This window comes from Janibacter cremeus, assembly GCF_029395675.1.
In the GTDB taxonomy this organism is placed as follows: Bacteria; Actinomycetota; Actinomycetes; order Actinomycetales; family Dermatophilaceae; genus Janibacter; species Janibacter cremeus_A.
This window is the reverse complement of record NZ_CP115184.1, coordinates 3312313-3331468: the sequence shown is the minus strand read 5'-3', so window position 1 is coordinate 3331468 and position 19156 is coordinate 3312313. Positions and strand designations below refer to the sequence as shown.

General features: G+C 71.4%; 18 protein-coding genes and 1 riboswitch. Of the genes, 5 read left to right on the top strand and 13 right to left on the bottom strand.

Features of this window, described 5'->3' with window-relative positions; translation table 11 throughout:
* Window positions 1-8: 8 nt before the first annotated feature.
* From O9K63_RS15990 to malQ, 4 genes are all read right to left on the bottom strand, one after another.
* A complete protein-coding gene (locus O9K63_RS15990) occupies window positions 9-1022 on the bottom strand; it encodes an ABC transporter permease (protein WP_277239475.1) in 1014 nt (337 codons plus the stop codon).
* A complete protein-coding gene (locus tag O9K63_RS15985; RefSeq protein ID WP_277239473.1) occupies window positions 1015-1941 on the bottom strand; it encodes an ABC transporter permease in 927 nt (308 codons plus the stop codon). Before O9K63_RS15985 ends, O9K63_RS15990 begins: the two co-directional genes overlap by 8 nt.
* A gap of 173 nt (window positions 1942-2114) precedes the next feature.
* Window positions 2115-3743, bottom strand: coding sequence for a peptide ABC transporter substrate-binding protein (locus O9K63_RS15980; RefSeq protein ID WP_277239471.1), 1629 nt, complete (start codon window positions 3741-3743; stop codon window positions 2115-2117).
* A gap of 232 nt (window positions 3744-3975) precedes the next feature.
* Entirely contained in the window at window positions 3976-6081 is a 2106-nt protein-coding gene (malQ, locus tag O9K63_RS15975; RefSeq protein ID WP_277239469.1) for a 4-alpha-glucanotransferase, read from the bottom strand.
* 74 nt (window positions 6082-6155) lie between these two features.
* Here malQ and O9K63_RS15970 point away from each other — a divergent pair, with 74 nt between their 5' ends.
* A complete protein-coding gene (locus O9K63_RS15970) occupies window positions 6156-7085 on the top strand; it encodes a pirin family protein (RefSeq protein ID WP_277239467.1) in 930 nt (309 codons plus the stop codon).
* Window position 7086: 1 nt separating this feature from the next.
* Window positions 7087-7782, top strand: a complete 696-nt coding sequence (locus tag O9K63_RS15965; protein ID WP_277239465.1) for an alpha/beta fold hydrolase — start codon at window positions 7087-7089, stop codon at window positions 7780-7782.
* Between the two features lie 357 nt (window positions 7783-8139).
* On the opposite strand, the gene O9K63_RS15960 is transcribed toward O9K63_RS15965, so the two are convergent.
* Window positions 8140-9051 carry a universal stress protein gene (locus O9K63_RS15960; RefSeq protein ID WP_277239463.1) on the bottom strand — a complete coding sequence of 304 codons (912 nt, stop codon included), beginning with the start codon at window positions 9049-9051 and terminating at the stop codon, window positions 8140-8142.
* 27 nt (window positions 9052-9078) lie between these two features.
* Window positions 9079-9528, bottom strand: coding sequence for a deoxycytidylate deaminase (locus O9K63_RS15955; protein ID WP_277239461.1), 450 nt, complete (start codon window positions 9526-9528; stop codon window positions 9079-9081).
* 72 nt (window positions 9529-9600) lie between these two features.
* On the opposite strand from O9K63_RS15955, the gene O9K63_RS15950 reads away from it, so the two are divergent.
* A complete protein-coding gene (locus O9K63_RS15950; RefSeq protein WP_277239459.1) occupies window positions 9601-10815 on the top strand; it encodes an MFS transporter in 1215 nt (404 codons plus the stop codon).
* A 1-nt stretch (window position 10816) separates the two neighbouring features.
* Here O9K63_RS15950 and O9K63_RS15945 read toward each other — a convergent pair whose 3' ends face one another.
* From O9K63_RS15945 to thiC, 4 genes are all read right to left on the bottom strand, one after another.
* The gene (locus tag O9K63_RS15945) at window positions 10817-11467 is read right to left on the bottom strand and encodes a thiamine phosphate synthase (RefSeq protein WP_277239456.1); all 651 of its coding nucleotides are present in this window, start codon (window positions 11465-11467) and stop codon (window positions 10817-10819) included.
* Window positions 11458-12279 (bottom strand): hydroxyethylthiazole kinase, encoded by an 822-nt coding sequence (locus tag O9K63_RS15940; protein WP_277239454.1) that lies wholly within the window; start codon window positions 12277-12279, stop codon window positions 11458-11460. The genes O9K63_RS15945 and O9K63_RS15940 overlap by 10 nt, the downstream gene beginning before the upstream one ends.
* Complete coding sequence (locus O9K63_RS15935) at window positions 12276-13637, bottom strand: MFS transporter (protein WP_277239452.1); 1362 nt, start codon at window positions 13635-13637, stop codon at window positions 12276-12278. The genes O9K63_RS15940 and O9K63_RS15935 overlap by 4 nt, the downstream gene beginning before the upstream one ends.
* Window positions 13634-15394: a phosphomethylpyrimidine synthase ThiC gene (thiC, locus tag O9K63_RS15930; protein ID WP_277239450.1), complete on the bottom strand. Its 1761-nt coding sequence runs from the start codon at window positions 15392-15394 to the stop codon at window positions 13634-13636. The genes O9K63_RS15935 and thiC overlap by 4 nt, the downstream gene beginning before the upstream one ends.
* Window positions 15392-15499: riboswitch (TPP riboswitch) on the bottom strand. Its footprint overlaps the gene before it by 3 nt.
* Before the next feature lie 29 nt (window positions 15500-15528).
* Between thiC and thiD the strand changes: the two genes are divergently transcribed.
* Complete coding sequence (gene thiD, locus O9K63_RS15925; protein WP_277239447.1) at window positions 15529-16374, top strand: bifunctional hydroxymethylpyrimidine kinase/phosphomethylpyrimidine kinase; 846 nt, start codon at window positions 15529-15531, stop codon at window positions 16372-16374.
* Here thiD and O9K63_RS15920 read toward each other — a convergent pair.
* Genes O9K63_RS15920 through O9K63_RS15910 form a run of 3 tightly spaced genes read right to left on the bottom strand, consistent with a single transcriptional unit; the run spans window position 16364 to window position 18284 of the window.
* Window positions 16364-16720 carry a DUF488 domain-containing protein gene (locus O9K63_RS15920; RefSeq protein ID WP_277239445.1) on the bottom strand — a complete coding sequence of 119 codons (357 nt, stop codon included), beginning with the start codon at window positions 16718-16720 and terminating at the stop codon, window positions 16364-16366. The two genes, thiD and O9K63_RS15920, sit on opposite strands and share 11 nt — an antisense overlap.
* A complete protein-coding gene (locus O9K63_RS15915) occupies window positions 16717-17757 on the bottom strand; it encodes a tellurite resistance/C4-dicarboxylate transporter family protein (protein WP_277239443.1) in 1041 nt (346 codons plus the stop codon). The genes O9K63_RS15920 and O9K63_RS15915 overlap by 4 nt, the downstream gene beginning before the upstream one ends.
* Window positions 17757-18284: a DinB family protein gene (locus tag O9K63_RS15910; RefSeq protein WP_277239441.1), complete on the bottom strand. Its 528-nt coding sequence runs from the start codon at window positions 18282-18284 to the stop codon at window positions 17757-17759. The genes O9K63_RS15915 and O9K63_RS15910 overlap by 1 nt, the downstream gene beginning before the upstream one ends.
* A 101-nt stretch (window positions 18285-18385) precedes the next feature.
* Between O9K63_RS15910 and O9K63_RS15905 the strand changes: the two genes are divergently transcribed.
* Window positions 18386-19156 carry a helix-turn-helix domain-containing protein gene (locus O9K63_RS15905; protein ID WP_277239439.1) on the top strand — a complete coding sequence of 257 codons (771 nt, stop codon included), beginning with the start codon at window positions 18386-18388 and terminating at the stop codon, window positions 19154-19156.

The window sequence follows — 19156 nt, the reverse complement described above, 5'->3', positions numbered from 1 at the left end:
CCTTGCTCTCAGCGACTCTTCGGGTCGAAGGCGTCACGCACGGAGTCACCGAGCATGATGAAGGCCAGGACCGCGAGGCTGAGGAAGAGGGCGGGGAAGAAGAGAATGTAGGGCTCGGTCCGCAGTGCGATCTGGGCGTCGGTGATCATCACGCCCCAGGACACGGTCGGCGGACGCAGGCCGATACCCAGGTAGGACAGGGTCGCCTCGACGCTGATGTAGGCACCGAGGTTGATCGTGCTCACCGCGATGACGGGGGCCATCGCGTTGGGCAGGATGTGCCGCCGGGTGATCCGCATCGGCGAGGCTCCGAGGGCCCGGGCCGCCTGGACGTAGTCGTTGGGCTTGACCTGCAGTACCGAGGAGCGCATGAGGCGCATGATGCTCGGCCAGCCGAAGATCACCAGCACGAGGACGACCTGGAAGATCACGCCGAAGTACCCCTGGATCGGGACGCCGAAGATCGTGTCCTCCTCACGCATGGCGGCCAGGAAGATGATGCCGGCCAGCAGCAGCGGGATGGCGAAGAAGATGTCGGCCACGCGGCTGACGAGGGCGTCGGCCCAGCCGGAGACGTACCCGGCGAGCAGACCCATGATGCTGCCCAGTACCAGTGCGCCCGACGCCGCGAAGACACCCACGAGGATCGAGGCCCGTGCGCCGTAGACGACGCGGCTGTAGATGTCGTAACCCTGACGGTCGGTACCGAACCAGTGCTCCGTGCTGGGCGACTGCATCGCCCGGCTGAGCACGCCGTAGTGCGGGTCCTGGTTGGTGAAGAGCGAGGGCCAGGCGGCCATCAGCAGGAACATCAGGACCAGGACGCTGGAGACCCAGAACAACGGATTGCGCTTGAGCGAGCGAAAGGCGTCCGCGCTCAGCGACCGGGCGACGACCTGGTCGTCGTCGACGACCGGCCGGCCGTCGGCACTGACCCCTGAGCTGCTCACGGGTTCGGCGCCGGGTGTCTCCCGCTCGGGCTGCGGCGTCTCGGGTGCGGTGCGGGTCTTCTTGTCAGTCATGGCTGATCCTCGGGTCCAGTACGCCGTACAGGAGGTCGACGATGAGGTTCACGATGAGATAGATGATCACCAGCGCGGTCACCGCGCCGACGACGGCCATGCCGTCGCGGTTGTGGATCCCCTCGAAGATGTACCCACCGACGCCGTGGATGTTGAAGATGCCCTCCGTGACGATGGCACCGCCCAGGAGCGCTCCGAAGTCGTAACCCATAAAGGTGATCACGGGGATCATCGAGTTGCGCAGGGTGTGCACGCCGATGATGCGTCCCTGCTTCAGTCCCTTGGCCTTGGCGGTGCGCACGTAGTCGGACTTGAAGTTCTCACCGATGTTGCTGCGCATGAGTCGGGCGATGTAGGCCATGGACAGCGAGCCGAGGACGAAGCCCGGCAGGAGCAGGCTGTAGAAGGTGTACTCGGCCCCCACGAGAGCCGGGACGACCCCGAGGTTCAGCCCGAGGATGTACTGCAGGGTGAAGCCGGTGACGAAGATGGGCACCGAGATCACGAAGAGCGTGCTCACGAGGACGAGATTGTCCAGGAAGCCACCCTTGCGCAGACCGGCCAGCACACCCGCGAGGATGCCGATGACACCCTCGATGACCAGGGCCATCAGTCCCAGCTGGGCGGTGACGGTGAAGCGGTCCTTCAGGTCCTCCGACACCGGGATGCCGTACTGGTTCTCGCCCAGGTCGCCCTGGGCGACCTTGGCCATGTACTTGCCGTACTGGACGGGCAGGGGGTCGTTGAGGTTGTACTTCTCGTTGAACTCGGCAATGTACGCGGGCGGGCACGGCCGCTCACCACACTTGCCTGCCGTGGGGTCACCAGGCATGGCGAAGACCATGGCGTAGATCAGGAACGTGGCGCCGATGATGACGGGGATCATCTGCAGCAGTCGGCGGACGATGTATTTACCCACGTTCACCTCCTAGGGGTGTTGGTGGCGCTGTGACGCCGGCAGAGGATAACTCTTCCAGATGCTCGGGGACGCGCCCACGGGTCGAGGGCGTCCCGAGCGCGGACACACCAACCGGCCGGCCACCTTCAGGGGTGACCGGCCGGTGGTGGACTAGCTCAGACCGAGCGGTCCGATCACTTGGTGGTGACCTTGGCCAGGTCCGGGTTGCCGAACGGGGTGGCCTTGACGTTCTCCACGTCGTCGGACCAACCCATCATGGACTGGCCGTACCACAGCGGGATGGCTGGCATGTCCTCGAGCATGACGCGCTCCGCCTCCTGGTACATCTCGTTGGCCTCGGCCGGGTCGTCCGACGCCGCAGCCTTGGTCAGCAGTTCCTCGAACTCGGGGTTGGCGTACTGGTAGTAGTTCGAGGCCGCGCCCTTGCTGAAGATCGGGGCGAGGTAGTTCTCGATGGACGGGTAGTCCATGACCCAACCCATGCGCCACAGGCCCTCGAGCTCGTTGTTGCCGAGCTTGGTCAGCATGGTGGCGAAGTCGACGGTCGGGGAGGCGACGCAGTTGACGCCGAGGGTGTTCTTGATCGAGTTGCAGACCGCCTCGGTCCACTCCTTGTGGCCACCGTCACCGTTGTAGGTGAGGGTCAGCTTGCCGTCGTAGCCGCCGGCCTTCTCGAAGAGGTCCTTGGCCTTCTCCTCGTCGTACACGCAGTACTCACCGCACTGGTCTTCCTTGAACCCGTCGACGACGGGGGAGACGACGCCGGTGGACGGCTCGTAGGCGTTGTTGAAGATCTGCTTGACGATCGTCTCGCGGTCGATCGCCATCGACAGGGCGTGGCGCAGGTCCTTGTTCGCCAGCTTCTTGTCGATGTGGTAGTTCATGCCGATCCACTGCGAGGTGGAGTTCGGCTGCGTGAGGTAGTTGCCCTCACCCAGGTCGGACTTGAACTTGTCGCCGACCAGGGCGTTGGCCGGGATCGCGTCGATGATGTCGATCTCGTCCGCGAGGAGGGAGGTGTAGGCGGCCTCCTGCTCCTTGAAGATCCTGAAGGTGATCTTCTCGGTCTCGCCGGCGTACTCACCCGCGTAGTCCTCGAACTGGCTCAGGCTGATGGCCTGGTTCTTCTCCCAGGAGTCGAACTTGTACGGGCCGGCCGCGATCGGCTCCTCGCCGAAGGCCTCCGGGTCCTCGAAGAAGGCGTCCGGCTGCGGAGCGAAGGCGGTGTAGCCCAGACGCATCGGCAGGTTCGAGACCTTCTCGCTGGTCTTGATGGTGAAGGTGTGGTCGTCGACGACCTTCAGGCCGGACATCTCCTCGAGGGAGGGCTTGCCGTCACCGGCGCAGGGGTCATCGCCCTCGCCGCTGCACTGCGTCTCGTTGAAGCCCTGGATCGGGGCGTAGAAGTAGGACCCCTGCTGGGCGTTCGGACCGTAGGCCGTGTAGTTCCAGGCGTCGACGAAGTTGTGGGCCTTGACCTCGGTCCCGTCGTGGAACTTGTAGCCCTCCTTGAGCTTGACCGTGAAGTTCTGGTTGTCCTCGGTCTCGATGGACTCGGCGATGTCCATCTCCGGCTCGGCCGTCTCGGTGTTGTAGTGGATGAGCTTGGCGGTCATGACGTCCAGGACGTTCCCACCACAGGTCTCACCCGTGTTTCCTGCGATCAGCGGGTTCTCCGGGGTGCAGCCGGAGACGACGATCTCGCCGCCACCGTCGCCGCCGGAACCGCCGCTGCTGTCGTCGCTGCTGCCGCCGCACGCGGTCGCGAGAAGCGCGACCGCGGAGATGCTGGCAATAGCCATCGAGCGAGACTTCACTCGCATGGATGTCCTCCTACGTCATGCCGCCGAGTTGGCGGTCCGATCAGCGTCACCGTCGGCCGGTGGCGCCCCTGGGTGCAGCGCGGTCAGCGGCTGCTCGTGACATCAAAAACCACGGAATGGTCAAATTCCATGGACACGTGTGCGGTGAGACACAACTGTGACTCTTCGGAGACCACCCCGCCATCGGCCGCCGAAGATGCAGGGTTAACCCTCAGGGGCGGCTGCGCGACCCGCCCACGACGTCCTCGAGGAGAAGCGGGACGCGGTCCGGTCCGGCCAGCGGCAGCCGCCAGTTCGGGTACTCCTCGTCGGTCCCCGGCTGGTTGATCGCGCGGACGTCACCGACGAGGTCGGTCAGGGCGTACCCGCGGAGCCTGGCCGGGGTCAGGGCGAGCCACCGGTGCATGGCGGCCACGACCGCACCGGTGGGGGCGAAGGGGGTCTCGAGCAGCCCGCGCTCGGCCAGGGCCGAGCGCACGGCCGCGATGCTCCCTTCCTCCGCCTCGGTCTCCGCCTCTACCGGCCGGGTGAGCAGACCGAGCCGCTCGCGGATCGCCACGTGCTCGAGGTGGAGGTACCCGGCGGTCGGCGGGATGTCGTGCGTGGTCACGGTCGCCAGGCACAGCTCGCGGTAGTCCTCCGGCGGCCTGGGCCGGCCGTCCACCCACTCGAACCACATGACGCTCGTGCCGAGGATCCCCCGCTCGCTCAGGTGCTCGCGCACCCACGGCTCGACGACGCCCAGGTCCTCCCCGATGACGACCGCCCCGGCCCGCGCGGCCTCGAGCGCCAGGATGCCGATGAGCGCCTCGTGGTCGTAGCGCACGTAGGCACCCTCGCCCGGGTCGTGGTCCTCCGGCACCCACCACAGCCGGAAGAGTCCGATGATGTGGTCCACGCGCAGCCCGCCGGCGTCCCGCAGGACGGCGCGCAGCATGTCCCGGAAGGGGGCGTACCCCGTCTCGGCGAGCCGGTCCGGCCGCCACGGCGGCTGGGACCAGTTCTGACCGAGCTGGTTGAACTGGTCCGGCGGGGCGCCGACCTCGATCCCCCGGGCGAGCACGTCCTGCAGCGCCCACGAGTCGGCCCCCTCGGGGTGGATGCCGACGGCGAGGTCGCCGACGAGGCCGATCCCCATGCCGCTCGCGCGCAGCGCCTCGCGGGCGCCGGCGAGCTGGTGACGCACGAGCCACTGCAGCCACATCGTGAAGGCGATCTCCTCCCCGTGGGCCCGCTGGTGTGCCTCGACGGCAGCGCCGCGCGGGTCGTGCAGCTCCCGGGGCCAGTCGCTCTCCCACTCCGTGCCGTGGACGGCGGCGATGCTGCACCACGTCGCGAAGTCGACGAGCGCCTGCCCCTCCTGCTCGCGCAGCGCGGCGACGTGGGCCTCGTGGTGGGGGCCGAGGTGGCGGAACGCGGTGCGCAGCGCCCGGCGCTTGATCTCCCAGACGGTGTCCCGGTCGATCGTGTCGGCCTCGTTGAGCTCCTGCCCCCGGGTCACGAGCGCGGCGATCTCCGCGCGGGCGTCCGGCGGCAGCGCGTCGGCGTCGGGCAGGTTGCGCAGGTCGATGTAGACCGGGTTGACGAAGCGCCGCGAGGTCGGCAGGTACGGCGACGGCTCCATCGGCGCGACCGGCTCGGCCGCGTGCAGCGGGTTGACGAGCACGAAGTCGTGCCCGTGCTCGTGCGCGGCCCACTCCCCCAGGGCGACGAGGTCCCCCACGTCGCCGATCCCCTGGCTGCCGCGGCTGCGCACCTGGTACAGCTGGGTCAGCAGGCCGTCACGCGGCCCCGGCACGGTCTCCGGCAGGTCGAGCCGGGTCGGGACGGTGACGAGGACGGCCCGCTCGCTGCCGGGCAGCAACGGCGGCGACTCCGGCACGGCGACGAGCGCGTGCCACCCCAGCGGCAGGTCCGCCGGCAACTCGAAGGCCGCCTCCCCGACCCACTCGCCGTCCACCTCCCGCGGCTCCACGACGTGCTCGACCTGCTCCAGCAGGCGGCGCCCTCCTCCCCCTTCGAGCTCCACGGAGACGGAGACCGCGGCGCCGTGGGAGACGTGGACGGGCACCCGGGCGACCTCCCCGGAGCGCTGCACCACCGTCGGCGGCAGCGTCCGGCGCCACGGGAGGGAGCGGGTGCGCTCGAGGGAGGCGGCGAGCGCCTCCTCGTCGTCGGTCTCCTCGCCCATCGCGGACAGCACGGCGCGAAGGGAGGAGGCCGGCACCGTGCGCCGCTCCCCACTCCAGTCCCACCACCGGGTGGCGACACCACGTGCCTCGGCCAGGTCCTCCAGAAGGGTGCTCTCGTCGCTCACCCGGCCACCCTCCTGCAGCGTGAATGCCGGTGTCCACCCCCGCACGCTCCTCCGGGCACGCGGGTAGCGTGGGGATGGTGGCCCACCTGCAGATCCTCATCCCGCGCGAGGTGCCGTTGGGCGGCCCGCGCGCCATGCACGTCCGTCGCACCGTCCCCTCCCGCGCACGCTCGCTCGTGGGGGCGTGGTGCTTCCTCGACCACTACGGGCCCGATGACGTCTCGACCACCGGCGGGATGAGCGTCCCCCGGCACCCGCACACCGCCCTGGCGACCGTCTCGTGGCTCTTCACCGGCGAGATCGAGCACCGTGACTCCACCGGCGTGCACGCGACGATCAGGCCGGGCGAGCTGAACCTCATGACCGCCGGCCGGGGAGTGAGCCACTCCGAGTTCTCCACCCCGCAGACCTCGACCCTGCACGGCGTGCAGCTGTGGTTCGCGCTGCCCGGGTGGGCCGGGGGGGTCGAGCCCTCATTCGTCCACCACGTCCCCGAGCCGATGTACGTCCCCGGCGGGATCGCCCGTGTCTTCCTCGGCAGCCTGCTCGACATCGAGTCCCCGATCACGACCCCGACGCCGCTGCTCGGCGCGGAGCTGCTCCTCGACGCCGACGCCGAAACCGTCCTGGACGTCCCGGAGGGCCACGAGCACGCCGTCCTCCTCGACGACGGCGACGTCACCGTCGACGGGCAGACCCTCGAGGCGGCCGAGGTCGGCTACCTCTCCCCCGGGGGCACCCGCATCACCCTGCGCTCGGCGACGGGTGCGCGCCTGCTCGTCATCGGCGGCGAACCCCTCGGTGAGGAGATCGTCATGTGGTGGAACTTCGTCGGCCGCAGCCACGACGACATCGTCGCCGCCCGGGACCGGTGGATGAGCGAGATCGGCACGGGCACCGAGCCGGTCGCCGGCCCCGAGCGGTTCGGCCCCTTCGAGACGGGGCAGCCCGACCCCCTTCCCGCTCCCGCCATGCCCGGCGGCCGACTGCGACCGAGGGCCTGACATGCCGATCTTCACTCCGACCACACGGACCGTCTTCGTCCACGGACGTGGCCGCAGCGGGCCCGAGGCCTGGCCGCTGCAGGCCGAGGCCCAGAACCCCGACGACGTCTTCCTGCGGCGCACCGGCCAAGCCGATCAGCCCGAGCGCGACGCCGACCGGGTCATCGATGCCCTCGGCGGACGCGGCCACGTGGTCGGCCACTCCTACGGCACGGTGACCGCCGTGCTCGCCGCGCAACGACGCCCGGACCGGCTGCGCAGCCTCGTGCTCATCGGTCCGGCCTGCTTCGACCTCGCCCGCGGCGGCCGCCACGTCGAGCGGCACATCCGGGCCCTCGCCCCCGTCTTCGCGCTCGCCGACGACCCGGAGGTGGGGGGTCCGGAGTTCCTCGCACGCTTCGCAGCGGGCATGGGTTCACCGCCCCCGGACCTCGATCCCGGCACCTGCGAGGAGGTTGCCGCGCGCATGCGCACCACTCCTGCACCGTGGGAGATCTCGCTGCGCGCGGACACCCTGCGTCTCGTGCCGACGCTCGTGATCACCGGTGACCGGTGGCCGCTCTACACCGAGGTCGCCGAGGCGCTCGCGGCGAAGGGGGCGCAGCACCTCGTCCTGCGCGACACCGACCACCGTCCCCAGGACACCGAGGAGGGCGCGGAGGCGATCCGGCGCTTCCACGCCGAGCACTCGGGCTGAACGGGCCCGCGGTCCGGCGCTCACCGAGGCGTCCGCTCCCGAAGGTCCGAGGCGTCCGCTCCCGAAGGGAGGGGGCGGCCCTTGGCGCGAAGTCCGGACTCGTGGCGTACACAAAGGTGCCTCTCCGTGCCGGTCCGGACTTCGGCCTGAGCCGTGCCACCCCCTCCCTTCGTCCGCTCCCGTCAGCACGCTTCGGGCCGGGTCCGCCGTTCATGGCCGGGAAATCTGCGCGTGGCCGGATCGTGCCGCGGCCCGCGCGAGACAACCCGGTCAGCCCACGACGTGCTGGCCATCCCGCGACGGCATGACCCGTGACCGGGGCAGGAGCGCCCCCCTGACCACTCCGGAGGAAGCGGTCTAGTGCTTGTGCAGCACCCCGACCGGGACGGTTGCCCGGCCCAGGATGCGCTGGGAGACCGAGCCGAGGAGCATCCCGCGGAAGCCGCCGCGGCCGCGGGAGCCGACGAGGAGCAGGTCGGCGCCCTGGGCGACCTCGACGAGCGTGTCGGCGGCGCGGCCGTGGTGGACCTCGACGGAGACGTCGATCTCGGGGTGGGCCGCGCGCAGGTCGGCGATCGTCCTCTCGGCCATGTCGCGGTAGCGCTTGTCGACCGTCTCCCACTCGGTCGAGCCCGGCTCGGTGACGACGACGCCGTTCACGACCTCGACGTTCCACGAGGTGACGGTCGTGACCGTCTTGCCCCGCAGCGCCGCGGCCTCGAGGGCGTACTGGAAGGCCAACCGGCTGTGCTCGCTGCCGTCGATGCCGACGACGACACGACCGTCGCCCCTGACGTCGCAGTCCTCCGGCACGAGCACGACGGGGCAGGGTGAGTGCGCGACCACGCTCAGCGAGGTCGTGCCCAGGACGATCCGCTCGGCCTTGGTCTTGCGGGCGGAGCCGACGACGAGCAACCGCGCGCCGTCGGCGGCATTGAGCAGGCCGCCTGCCGGGGCACCCGTGGGCAGGGCGATCGTCACGGCCAGGGCCGGGTGGGTCGCGGTCACGCGCTCCCTGGCCTCGGTGGCCACGCGCACCGACTCCTGCTCGACCTTGTCGACGATGTCGGGGCTGGTCAGCAGCTCGCCGTACGCGGACAGCGGAGTGCCGAGATCGACGGCGTGGACGACGTGGAGCGGGGCGCCCACGGCCACCGCCTCGGCGGCGGCCCAGTCGAGGACGGCGGGGTCACGGTGGCTGCCGTCGATGGCTGCGACGACGGCCCCGGCGGGCGTCGGGGCGTCCTGGATGCTCGCGTCGGTGCTCATGGCTGAAGCATCCCACCCCCGAGCGACTCACGACCAGTGGGTCAGGCCGTGTCGGTCGTGGGACCCGCCCGGCCACACGGCGCGGATGATCCCGGCGGCGGCGAGCGCCTTGCGGCACCCGGGGCAGGGCGGATCCGTGATGTAGGCCGTCGCCCCCTTCGTGTCCCTCGTGGCGAAGAGGAGCGCGTTGACCTCCGCGTGGATCGCGATGCAGAAGCCGGGCGTCCCGGGACGGTCGTAGTCACCGAGGCCGGGGATGACCTCGTAGTCGAGCTGCCCACGCGGACAGGCGCCCTCGAGGCAGTCCGGCTCGCCGGGGGCGGCACCGTTGTACCCGGTGGCGATGATGCGGTGCTCGATCGTCAGGACCGCACCGACACGACGGCGGGTGCACTTGGCGCGGGCCGCGACGGCGTCGGCGATCCCCAGGAAGTACTCGTCCCACGTCGGCACGCGGTGGTCTCTCTGCTCGAGCATGGCCAGATCCTAGGCGGAGCCCCACCGCGGACCGGTTGGGCGCCCACCACCCGCGGGTGGTAGACCCGACTGATGAGCACGCGCCCCGAGACCCGACCGGGTCCCCCCTTCCCCGCGGTGCTCGTCGTCATCGGGGTCGCGCTGATCTCGATCAACCTGCGGCCGGGCGCCACCTCGGTCGGACCGCTCCTGCAGGAGCTGAGCGCCGCCCTCTCCCTCGGCCCGACGCTCGCCGGTCTGCTCACCGCGCTCCCCGGCTTCACCTTCGCGCTCGCCGGTGGCGTCGCCGTGGCACTGGCCCACCGGGTCGGCCTGTCCAAGGGCATCACCATCGGGGTCACCGCCCTGGTCGTCACGCTGCTCCTGCGGGTACTCACCGACTCCGCCTTCGTCTTCATCGCGCTCACGGCCATCGGCCTGGCCGGCATGGGCCTGGGCAACGTCCTCGTCCCGGCGTGGATCAAGGCCCACTCGCTCGACGGCGGCGTGCGCCTGATGACGGTCTACAGCATGGGCCTGACCATCGGTGGCTCGATGGGCCCGCTCCTCGCCGCTCCCCTGGCGCAGGTCGCCCCGGGGCAGTGGCGCGGGGCCCTCGGCATGTGGGGTGTCGTGGCCCTGCTCGCCCTCGTGCCGTGGCTGGTGATCAGCGCCAAGGACCGCGTGCACCGACGGACCGGCAGCGTCGTCAACGGCCGCATGATCCACTCGCCGACCGCGATCGCGCTCACCGCGCTCTTCGCGGTCCAGTCGATGAATGCCTACGTCCAGTTCGGCTGGCTGCCGCAGATCTACCGCGACGCCGGGCTCTCGGCGACCTCCGCCGGGGCGTACACCTCGATCGTCGCCGGGCTCGGGATCCTCGGCGGGCTGCTCATGCCCACGGTCATCGACCGCGACCGCCACCTGTCGGTCTGGATGATCGCCTTCGGTGTGCTCGCCTCGAGCGGGTACCTCGGCCTGCTCCTGGCCCCGGCGGCCCTGCCATGGGTGTGGGCGGCGCTGCTGGGCGTGTCCGGCTTCGCCTTCCCGACCGCGATCGCCCTGATCACCGCCCGGTCACGGGACCCGCGCGTGACGGCGCAGCTGTCGGGCTTCGTCCAGCCGGTGGGGTACCTGCTCGCCGGTCTCGGACCGCTCGTCGTCGGTGTGCTGCGCGCCGTCACGGGCGGGTGGACCGTCGTGCTCCTGCTGCTCATGCTCAGCGGGGTGGGCATCACCGTGGCCGGGTTGCGCGTGGCCCGACCGGTCTTCGTCGACGACGAGATGGCGGCGAAGGGGGCCTGAGTCACCGTCCCCACGCCGCCAGACAGGCGCGGGTGACCGCCGCCGGGTCGCCGGCCCCCATGATCTCGCGGACGAGCGCGACACCGGCGACGCCGGTCCCGGCGAGCGCGGGGACGTCCGCGACGGTCACGTCGCCGATGGCCAGCACCGGCAGACGCGTGGCCGCCACCCGGGCCGGGTAGCCCGCCAGCGTGACCGGCGGACGCCCGATGTCCTTCGTCGGGGTGGGCCGGAAGGGTCCGCAACCGAGGTAGTCCGGACGGTCCGCGCCCCGCCGAGACTCCGCCTGCCGGACGAGGTCGAGTGTCCCCGCGGTCAGGCCGATGATCGCATCGGGCCCCAAGAGCGCGCGTGCCTCGGCGACGGGGAGATCTGCCTGCCCGAGGTGGACGCCGTGGACCGCAACCCCCCTGCGGCGGGCGGCGTGGGCGACGTCGGCCCGGTCGTTGACGAGGACCCGGGTCGAGGGCGCCACCCGGGCGACGGCCTCGGCGACGGCCGTGACGAGGGTGAGGAGGTCGCCGGCCAGCAGGTGCTTGCAGCGCACCTGGACCACACCCGCCCCGGCAGCGGCAGCCGCGGCGGCGGCCGTCACGGTCGCCTGGCCGTCACCGGAGGTGACGAGGGTGAGGCGCCAGTCGGTCACTCCCATGCAAGACCCACCCCATCGCCCACCTCGGCGGCGCTCACCGCGTCGAGCGCGTCGAGGAGCGCCACCCTGAAGCTCCCGGGGCCCATGGCGCCCACCCGGTCGGCGGCCACGGTGAGCAGCGCGGTGGCGGCCACGGCGCAGGCGAAGGGGGTGACCCCCTTCGCCTGCGTGCCGCCGGCGGCGACCGCCAGCAACGCTGCGGTCAGCCCGCCGAGGAGGCAACCGGTCCCGGAGACCCGGGTGAGCATCGCCGATCCGCCCGTGACGCGGATCGTGCGCTCTCCGTCGGTGATGAGGTCGCGCTCGCCGGAGACGGCGACGATGCACCGTCCCTGGGCCAGGCGGCGGGCCGCGGTCGCCGCGTCGTCGGGGGTGGCGGTGCTGTCGGCGCCCCGTCCGCCCCGGCCCCCGCCGGAGAGGGTGAGGATCTCGGAGGCGTTGCCCCGCACCACCGTCGGACCGAGCGCGCACAGGTCGTGGGCGATCGGGGTGCGCACCGGCGCGAGCCCGATCGCCGTGGGGTCGAGCACCCACGGGATGCCGCGCTCGTGCGCCGCCCGCGCCGTGGGGACGAAGCCGGCCATCCCGTCGGCGCTCAACGAGCCGAGGTTGATCAGCAGCGCATCCGCGACGGTGACGAGCGTGGGAGCCTCCGCGACGTTCTCGGTGAGCATCGGGCGCGCGCCCGCGGCGAGGAGGCCGTCCGCGACCAGGGCCCGGGTCACCGATCCGATGGCTCCGTGCACCAGGGGCGAGCGCTCCCGCACCCGGGCGATCGCCGTAGTGACCTCGGCGCGTAGGTCGGCCGTCATGAGTGACCACCGGCGAGCGCCGCCTCCGACGGGGCCTCGTCCCTCGCCCGGGCGAGGCTCTCGACGTCGCGGTCCAGCTCCGCCGGGGCCAGTCGCGGACCCAGGGCGCCACAGCCGGCGACGAGCAGGCCACCGACCACGAGGACCGCGGCGACCGACCCATCATGGCCCAGGGCGCCCTCGACCGTGGGCAGCCACCAGGGCCACAGGGCCGGGGCGACGATGGACAGGGAGTATGCGGTCCCGTACCCGGTCGAGCGCACGTGCGCGGGGAAGCGCTCGCAGAGGTATGCGCCGACGGGACCGTAGCCGCACACCGTGATCACCTGCAGCAGAGCGATCCCCACGATGACGGGGATGACGCCGGCAGCGACCGTGCCCCACCACAGCAGGGGTGCCGCGACGGCGGCGACGAGCCCCCACGTGATGAAGAACCGTCGTCGGCCGACGACGGTCGACAGATGGCCGGTCACCGACATCACGAGCGCCTGGGCGACGGCGGCGACGCCCATGACGACCGCGGTACGGCTGCCGGTCAGGCCGGCATCGGCCCCGAGCCGACCGGCGGCGAGGATGACGACCATGTTGGTCATGAGCCACAGACCGGTCATCAGGCCGAACATCTGCCAGAAGGCGCCCGCGTAGTGGCCACCGAGGACGGCCCGGAGACCGAGCGCCGCGGGGGCGTCCTCGTCGGCCGTGCGCTCCCGCTGACGCACGACGTCGGGGGCGTCTGCGACGCGGGAGGAGTAGTAGCCGAGCAGAGCGAGACCCGCTGCACCCCCGGCGGCGAAGACGAGGCGCCATCCCCACGCGGCGTAGGTCTCCGGCCCGAGGAGCGCGATGAGGGCGGCGGTGACGAAGGCGATCGTCGACTGCGCCCACGGGGCCATGGACATGATCAGGCCGGAGACGAGGCCCCGGCGCCGGGGCACCGACCACTCCATCGCCAACGGGATGGCCGACGTGTACTCGCCGGCGAGGAAAACCCCACCGACGAACCGCAGGAGCACGACGGTGCTGATGGCGAGCACGCCGATGCTCTCGTGGGTCGGGACCACCGCGATGGCCAGGCTGCACGCCGCGGTTCCCGCGATGGCCACCTTGGTCGTGCGGGTGCGCCCGATCCGGTCGGAGAGCCGACCGAAGACCATGGACCCGATCGGGCGGCCCAGGAGGGTGGCGACGATGACCGACGCACCGGCGGTGACCCCGGCGTGCGGACCGGCGAGCGTCGCCAGGGCGGGTGCGAGCACCACGACGGGAAGGAAGATGCTCAGCTGGTCGACGTAGTTGCCGATGACGCCCCCGCGCACGGCGGCCCGTCCGGCGGGCGGCAGTCCGGGCACGAGGGTCATCGCGCAGGCGTCTCGGTGTCGGGGCGGACGTAGACGCTGGCCCCGAGCTCGACGAACTGCCGCGACTTCGCCGCCATGCCCGCCTCGATCAGGGCTCGCTGGTCGGCCGCCGAGCCGTACGCGTCCCGGATGTCCTGGCTGATCCGCATCGAGCAGAACTTCGGTCCGCACATGGAGCAGAAGTGCGCGGTCTTCGCCGGCTCCGCCGGCAGCGTCTCGTCGTGGTAAGCGATCGCGGTCTCCGGGTCGAGGGAGAGCGCGAACTGGTCGTGCCAACGGAACTCGAAACGGGCCTTGCTCAGGGCGTCGTCGCGCATCCGGGCGCCGGGATGTCCCTTGGCCAGGTCGGCCGCGTGCGCCGCGATCTTGTACGTGATGACACCGGTCTTCACGTCGTCCCGGTTGGGCAGGCCCAAGTGCTCCTTCGGCGTGACGTAGCAGAGCATCGCCGTGCCGTACCGGGCGATCTCGGCGGCGCCGATGGCCGAGGTGATGTGGTCGTAGCCGGGCGCGATGTCGGTGACGAGCGGACCGAGCGTGTAGAACGGCGCGCCGTGGCACCACTCCTGCTCGAGCTCGACGTTCTCCCGCACCAGGTGCATCGGGACGTGCCCGGGCCCCTCGACCATGACCTGGACGTCGTGCTCCCACGCCCGCTGCGTCAGCTCGCCGAGGGTGCGCAGCTCGGCCAGCTGGGCCTCGTCGTTGGCGTCGGCGATCGACCCGGGCCGCAGCCCGTCGCCCAGGGAGAAGGCCACGTCGTAGCGGGCGAAGATCTCGCACAGCTCGTCGAAGTGGGTGTAGAGGAAGGACTCCTCGTGGTGGGCCAGGCACCAACCGGCCATGATCGAGCCGCCGCGGGAGACGATCCCGGTGACGCGGTCGGCCGTCATCGGCACGAAGGGCAGGCGCACTCCCGCATGGATGGTCATGTAGTCCACCCCCTGCTCGCACTGCTCGATGACGGTGTCCCGGAAGACCTCCCAGGTGAGTGCCTCCGCATGCCCGTCGACCTTCTCCAGTGCCTGGTAGATCGGGACGGTGCCGATCGGCACGGGGCTGTTGCGGATGAGCCACTCCCGGGTGGTGTGGATGTCCTCGCCCGTCGAGAGGTCCATGACCGTGTCGGCGCCCCAGCGCGTGGCCCAGGTGAGCTTGTCGACCTCCTCGGCGATGGACGAGGTCACCGCCGAGTTGCCGATGTTGGCGTTGATCTTGGTCAGGAAAGCCCGCCCGATGACCATCGGCTCCGACTCGGGGTGGTTGACATTGGCCGGGATGATCGCCCGCCCGGCGGCGACCTCGTCCCGCACCAGCTCCGGTGAGCAGCCCTCCCGCAGGGCGACGAACCGCATCTCCGCGGTGATCTCGCCGCGGCGGGCGTAGTGCATCTGGGTGACCGTGCGCCCCGCCGTGGAGCGAAGGGGGGTCCGCTCCGGTCCCTGCCAGGCCAGGGAGGCCGCTCCGCGGCGCACGGCCGAGCGGCCGTCGTCGGCCAGGTCGCGAGCACGACCGGGGTAGGTCCCGACGTCACCGCGTCCCTCGATCCAGGGCGCCCGCAGGTCGGGCAGCCCGACCTGCGGGTCCGACCCGGGGCCGCGGGTGCGGTAGACGTACACGTCCTCGTGGGGGGTGCCGTCGGGGGCGGGTGCCAACGAGATGGCGGTGACCGGGACGCGGACCGTCGGGTCGTTGGGGTCGACGACCTCGACCCGACGGTGCTGGGGGTGGACTTCGGACTCACGGGGTACGCGCATGTCTGCGTCTCCTCTTCCTTCGCCGGCATGATCCGGACAGGTTCAGACGGTCCGGACGGCGACAGTCCGATCTCAGCTCGTGCCCGAGCTCCCGCGGGGGTCCCTCGATACAACCACACCGTTACGGTGCTCGCATGACGGTCCCCCTCCCCCGCCCCCCGGTCGTCCTGTCCATCGCCGGCTCGGACCCCTCGGGGGGTGCCGGCATCCAGGCGGACCTGAAGACCGCGAGCGCGCTCGGTGCCTACGGCACCTGTGTCATCACCGCGCTGACCGCCCAATCCACCCGGGGGGTCACGCTCGTCCACGAGGTCCCGGTCGACGTCGTGCGCGCGCAGGTCGACACCCTCGTCGCCGACGTCGCGATCGACGTCGTCAAGGTGGGCATGCTCGCCTCGAGCGAGCTCGTCGAGGCGGTGCACGCGGCGCTCGACTCGGGCCCGCTCGCGGACGTCCCGGTCGTCCTGGACCCGGTCATGGTCGCGACCTCGGGTTCACGGCTGCTCGCCGACGACGCCGTGGCCGCGGTGCGCGAGCTCGTCGCCCGAGCGGACGTGATCACACCGAACGTGCCGGAGGCCGCCGTGCTCCTGGAGGAGGAACCGGCGACCTCGCGCGAGGGTCTGATCACGCAGGCACAGCGACTTGCCGGCGCCGGGTCCCGCCGGGTGCTGCTCAAGGGCGGCCACCTGGAGGGGCCGGAGTCGGTCGACGTGTGGCTCGACGCCGCCGATGGTGACATGGTCGAGCTGCGCTCCCCCCGGATCGCGACCACGGCCACCCACGGCACCGGCTGTACGTTGAGCACGGCGATCGCCGCCCTTCGCCCCCGTCACGACGGCTGGCTCCCCGCGGTCCGGGAGGCGAAGGACTGGCTCACCGACGCCCTTCGCCACGGGGAGGACCTGGCGGTCGGGGCCGGCGCGGGGCCGGTGCACCACTTCCACGAGCAGCCGCGGTGGGGTGCGGTCAGCGGGTGAGCAGGTCCCGCAGGACGACGGCCTGGTTGTTCTCCTTGTCGGAGGCGCCGAAGAGCAGGGTCACGCGGCCGTGCTCGGCGACGAGGTCCTGCAGGGTCTGCCAGTCCTCGTTGCCGGCGAGCTCCTTCTCGTAGCGCCTCGCGAACTCGTCGAACTTCTCCGGGTCGTGGCCGAACCACTGACGCAGCTCGGTGGACGGCCCGACCTCCTTGAGCCAGTCGTCGAGGGCGGCGTCCTCCTTGCTCACGCCCCGGGGCCACACCCGGTCGACGAGCACCCGGTGGCCGTCGCCACTGGCGGGCTCGTCGCGGACGGAGCGGACATGGACCTGGTCACGGGTGGTCATGCCACCGACCGTACGCCCGCGTCATGACGTCGGCGCCAGGACGACCGGGCCATCTGCACGGCCGCGTAGAGCCACGCCGACGCGCCCACCCACAGCCAGGCGGAGCCGATCGCCTCGACGATGGGAAGGGAGTCGGCGCGCCCGATGTACATCCCCGCCACCGCGTACATGCCCAGGGGGAAGACGATGCTCCACCACGTCGCCTCGTAGGTCAGCGGGATCCGGTGCAGCAGGTGGCGCCACACGCCGACGGCGAAGAGCACCGGGATCAACCACGTCGCCCAGGCCCAGCCGAGCACGGACAGGCCGCCGATGAGCCCGGAGGTGACGTCGATGATCGGCGTCGACTCCATCTCGACGATCTTCGCGCCCGCGACCACGGTGATCGCCATGGCGCCCATCGAGACCCAGTACGGCGGGTTGAGGTCGGACGGGGAGAAGGGGTAGAGCAGGATCCGCAGGGCGACGAAGACCGCGCAGGCGGCGTACAGCACGATGCCCACCGACCAGGTGGCCACGGCGAGGACGGCGATCTCGGCCCGACCCGTCGTGACCTGCGGCTCGATGCTCGCCGCCGCGGTGGCGACGGACTGGCTCGCGACGACCCAGATGAACCACGTGCCGTTGACGTGCTGGAGCACGGGACGCTCCGCCCGTCCGAGGGCAGCGGCCCAGGGGACGCCGTAGCCGAGGAAGAGCCCGACGACCGCCGCAAAGGCGAGCATCGCGGCACTGGCCTGCCAGTACTGGTTGACCAGGCGCACGGCCAGGACGTCGGTGCCGGCGACGACGGTGAAGAAGCCGAAGGCCACGACGGGGTCGTGCAGGTCGGCGATGACCCGCTCGCGGTACAGCACGCACCGTGTCCCCAGGGCCAGGAGCAGCAGGACCCACGCCACCAGGGCGATGACGAGCAGGACGCGGGAGGCGAGGACGAAGCCCTGCTGGTCCATCCCGATCGAGACGATGCCCGTCGCCATGACGAAGGCGAAGGACCCTGGGGGCAGTGTCGCGACGACCTCGCGGACGTGTCCCATCAGCCCTGGACGTCGTGCAGGTGGTGCTCCACGTCGTGGAGCAGGTAACGGCACATCTCGGTGACGGTGAAGGGCCTCCCGTCCCCGCGACGACCGGTGCACTCCCAGTCGTCGCCCTCGACACGACCGAGGACTGCCACGGTGGACTCGGTCCCGACCGCGATCTGCTGCGCGACCTCGTCCGGTTCGTTGGCCCAGAACTCTCCGCGGACCGCTGCCGCCTCACCGTCGTAGTCGCGGAGCACCGGGTCCTTCCCCGTGAGCATCGCGTCGACGCGCTCACCGAGCACCGCCACGAGGTCACGGGAGTGGCTGGCGTACTCCAACGGGGACCACACGTGCTCGCTGGGCCGCCGCGCGACGTCCGGGCGGCCCAGCACCTCTGCCCAGCGCGGGACCGCGGCCCGCAGGCGCTCTCCCGTCAGGACGGGGTCGTGCAGCTCATACCCGCACTCGGGGCACCCGGCCTCGAGCACGAAGGTCCAGTCCGTGGCGTCTGGCTCGGCAGGTGGTGGTGCGGCGTCCATGCTCCCCATGGTGCCAGCGGTGGTCACCCGGGTGGACGAGCAGTCGTCCACCTCGCCCATGACGTCTTTACTTGCCCCCGGGGCGCCACGACAATGGCCCCGTGGTCACCAACAGCGGGGGCGATCCCTTCGCCACGGTCGTGGACCTCGTCACCACAGTGGTCGAGGCGCCGGGCACCGCCGATGCCCGAGTCGGGGCCCTGAGCGACCTGCTCATCGACCGGCTCGGCTCCAGCGCGGGCCTGATGGTCCACGGCGCCCCCCTCGGCTACGACGTGCGAGCGGTCGGCCGGTCGGCCTCCCCCTCGGCCCGGGCGCGGATGCGCGCGGACATGCGCATCGACGCCGGGCCGGACCCCCTGATCGACCGGTTCCGTGCCGGCAGCCTCGAGCCGACGACCGCCGGCCGGGCCTACGGCGGCCAGGGCCGGTGGCAGAGCTCGCCGAAGTGCATCGGGAGCATGGAGATCTGGGGGATCAACCAGGTCGCGGCACTCCCCGTGCGGCCGGGCGCCGAGTTCGTCGTCTTCTTCATCGGCCGTCACGGCGCGGACTACGACGAGGCGGACCTGGCACTGCTGCGCGCCGTGCAGCCCGTCGTCGCCGGCCTCGTCCGGCTCTTCGAGCCCGAGCACCTGCCCCCGAAGAACCTGACCGACCGCGAGACCCAGGTGCTGCGCCTGCTGGCCGCCGGGCACAAGGCGCACACCATCGCCCGACTCGCGGGCTGCTCGGAGCGGACGGTGCACCGGCACCTGTCCAACATCTACGGCAAGCTGCGCGTCGGCGACCGCCTGAGCGCCGTCACCCGCGCGCACCGGATGGGCCTCCTCGATGGTGGGGACGGTCTGGCCACGTCCCGCCATGGGTAG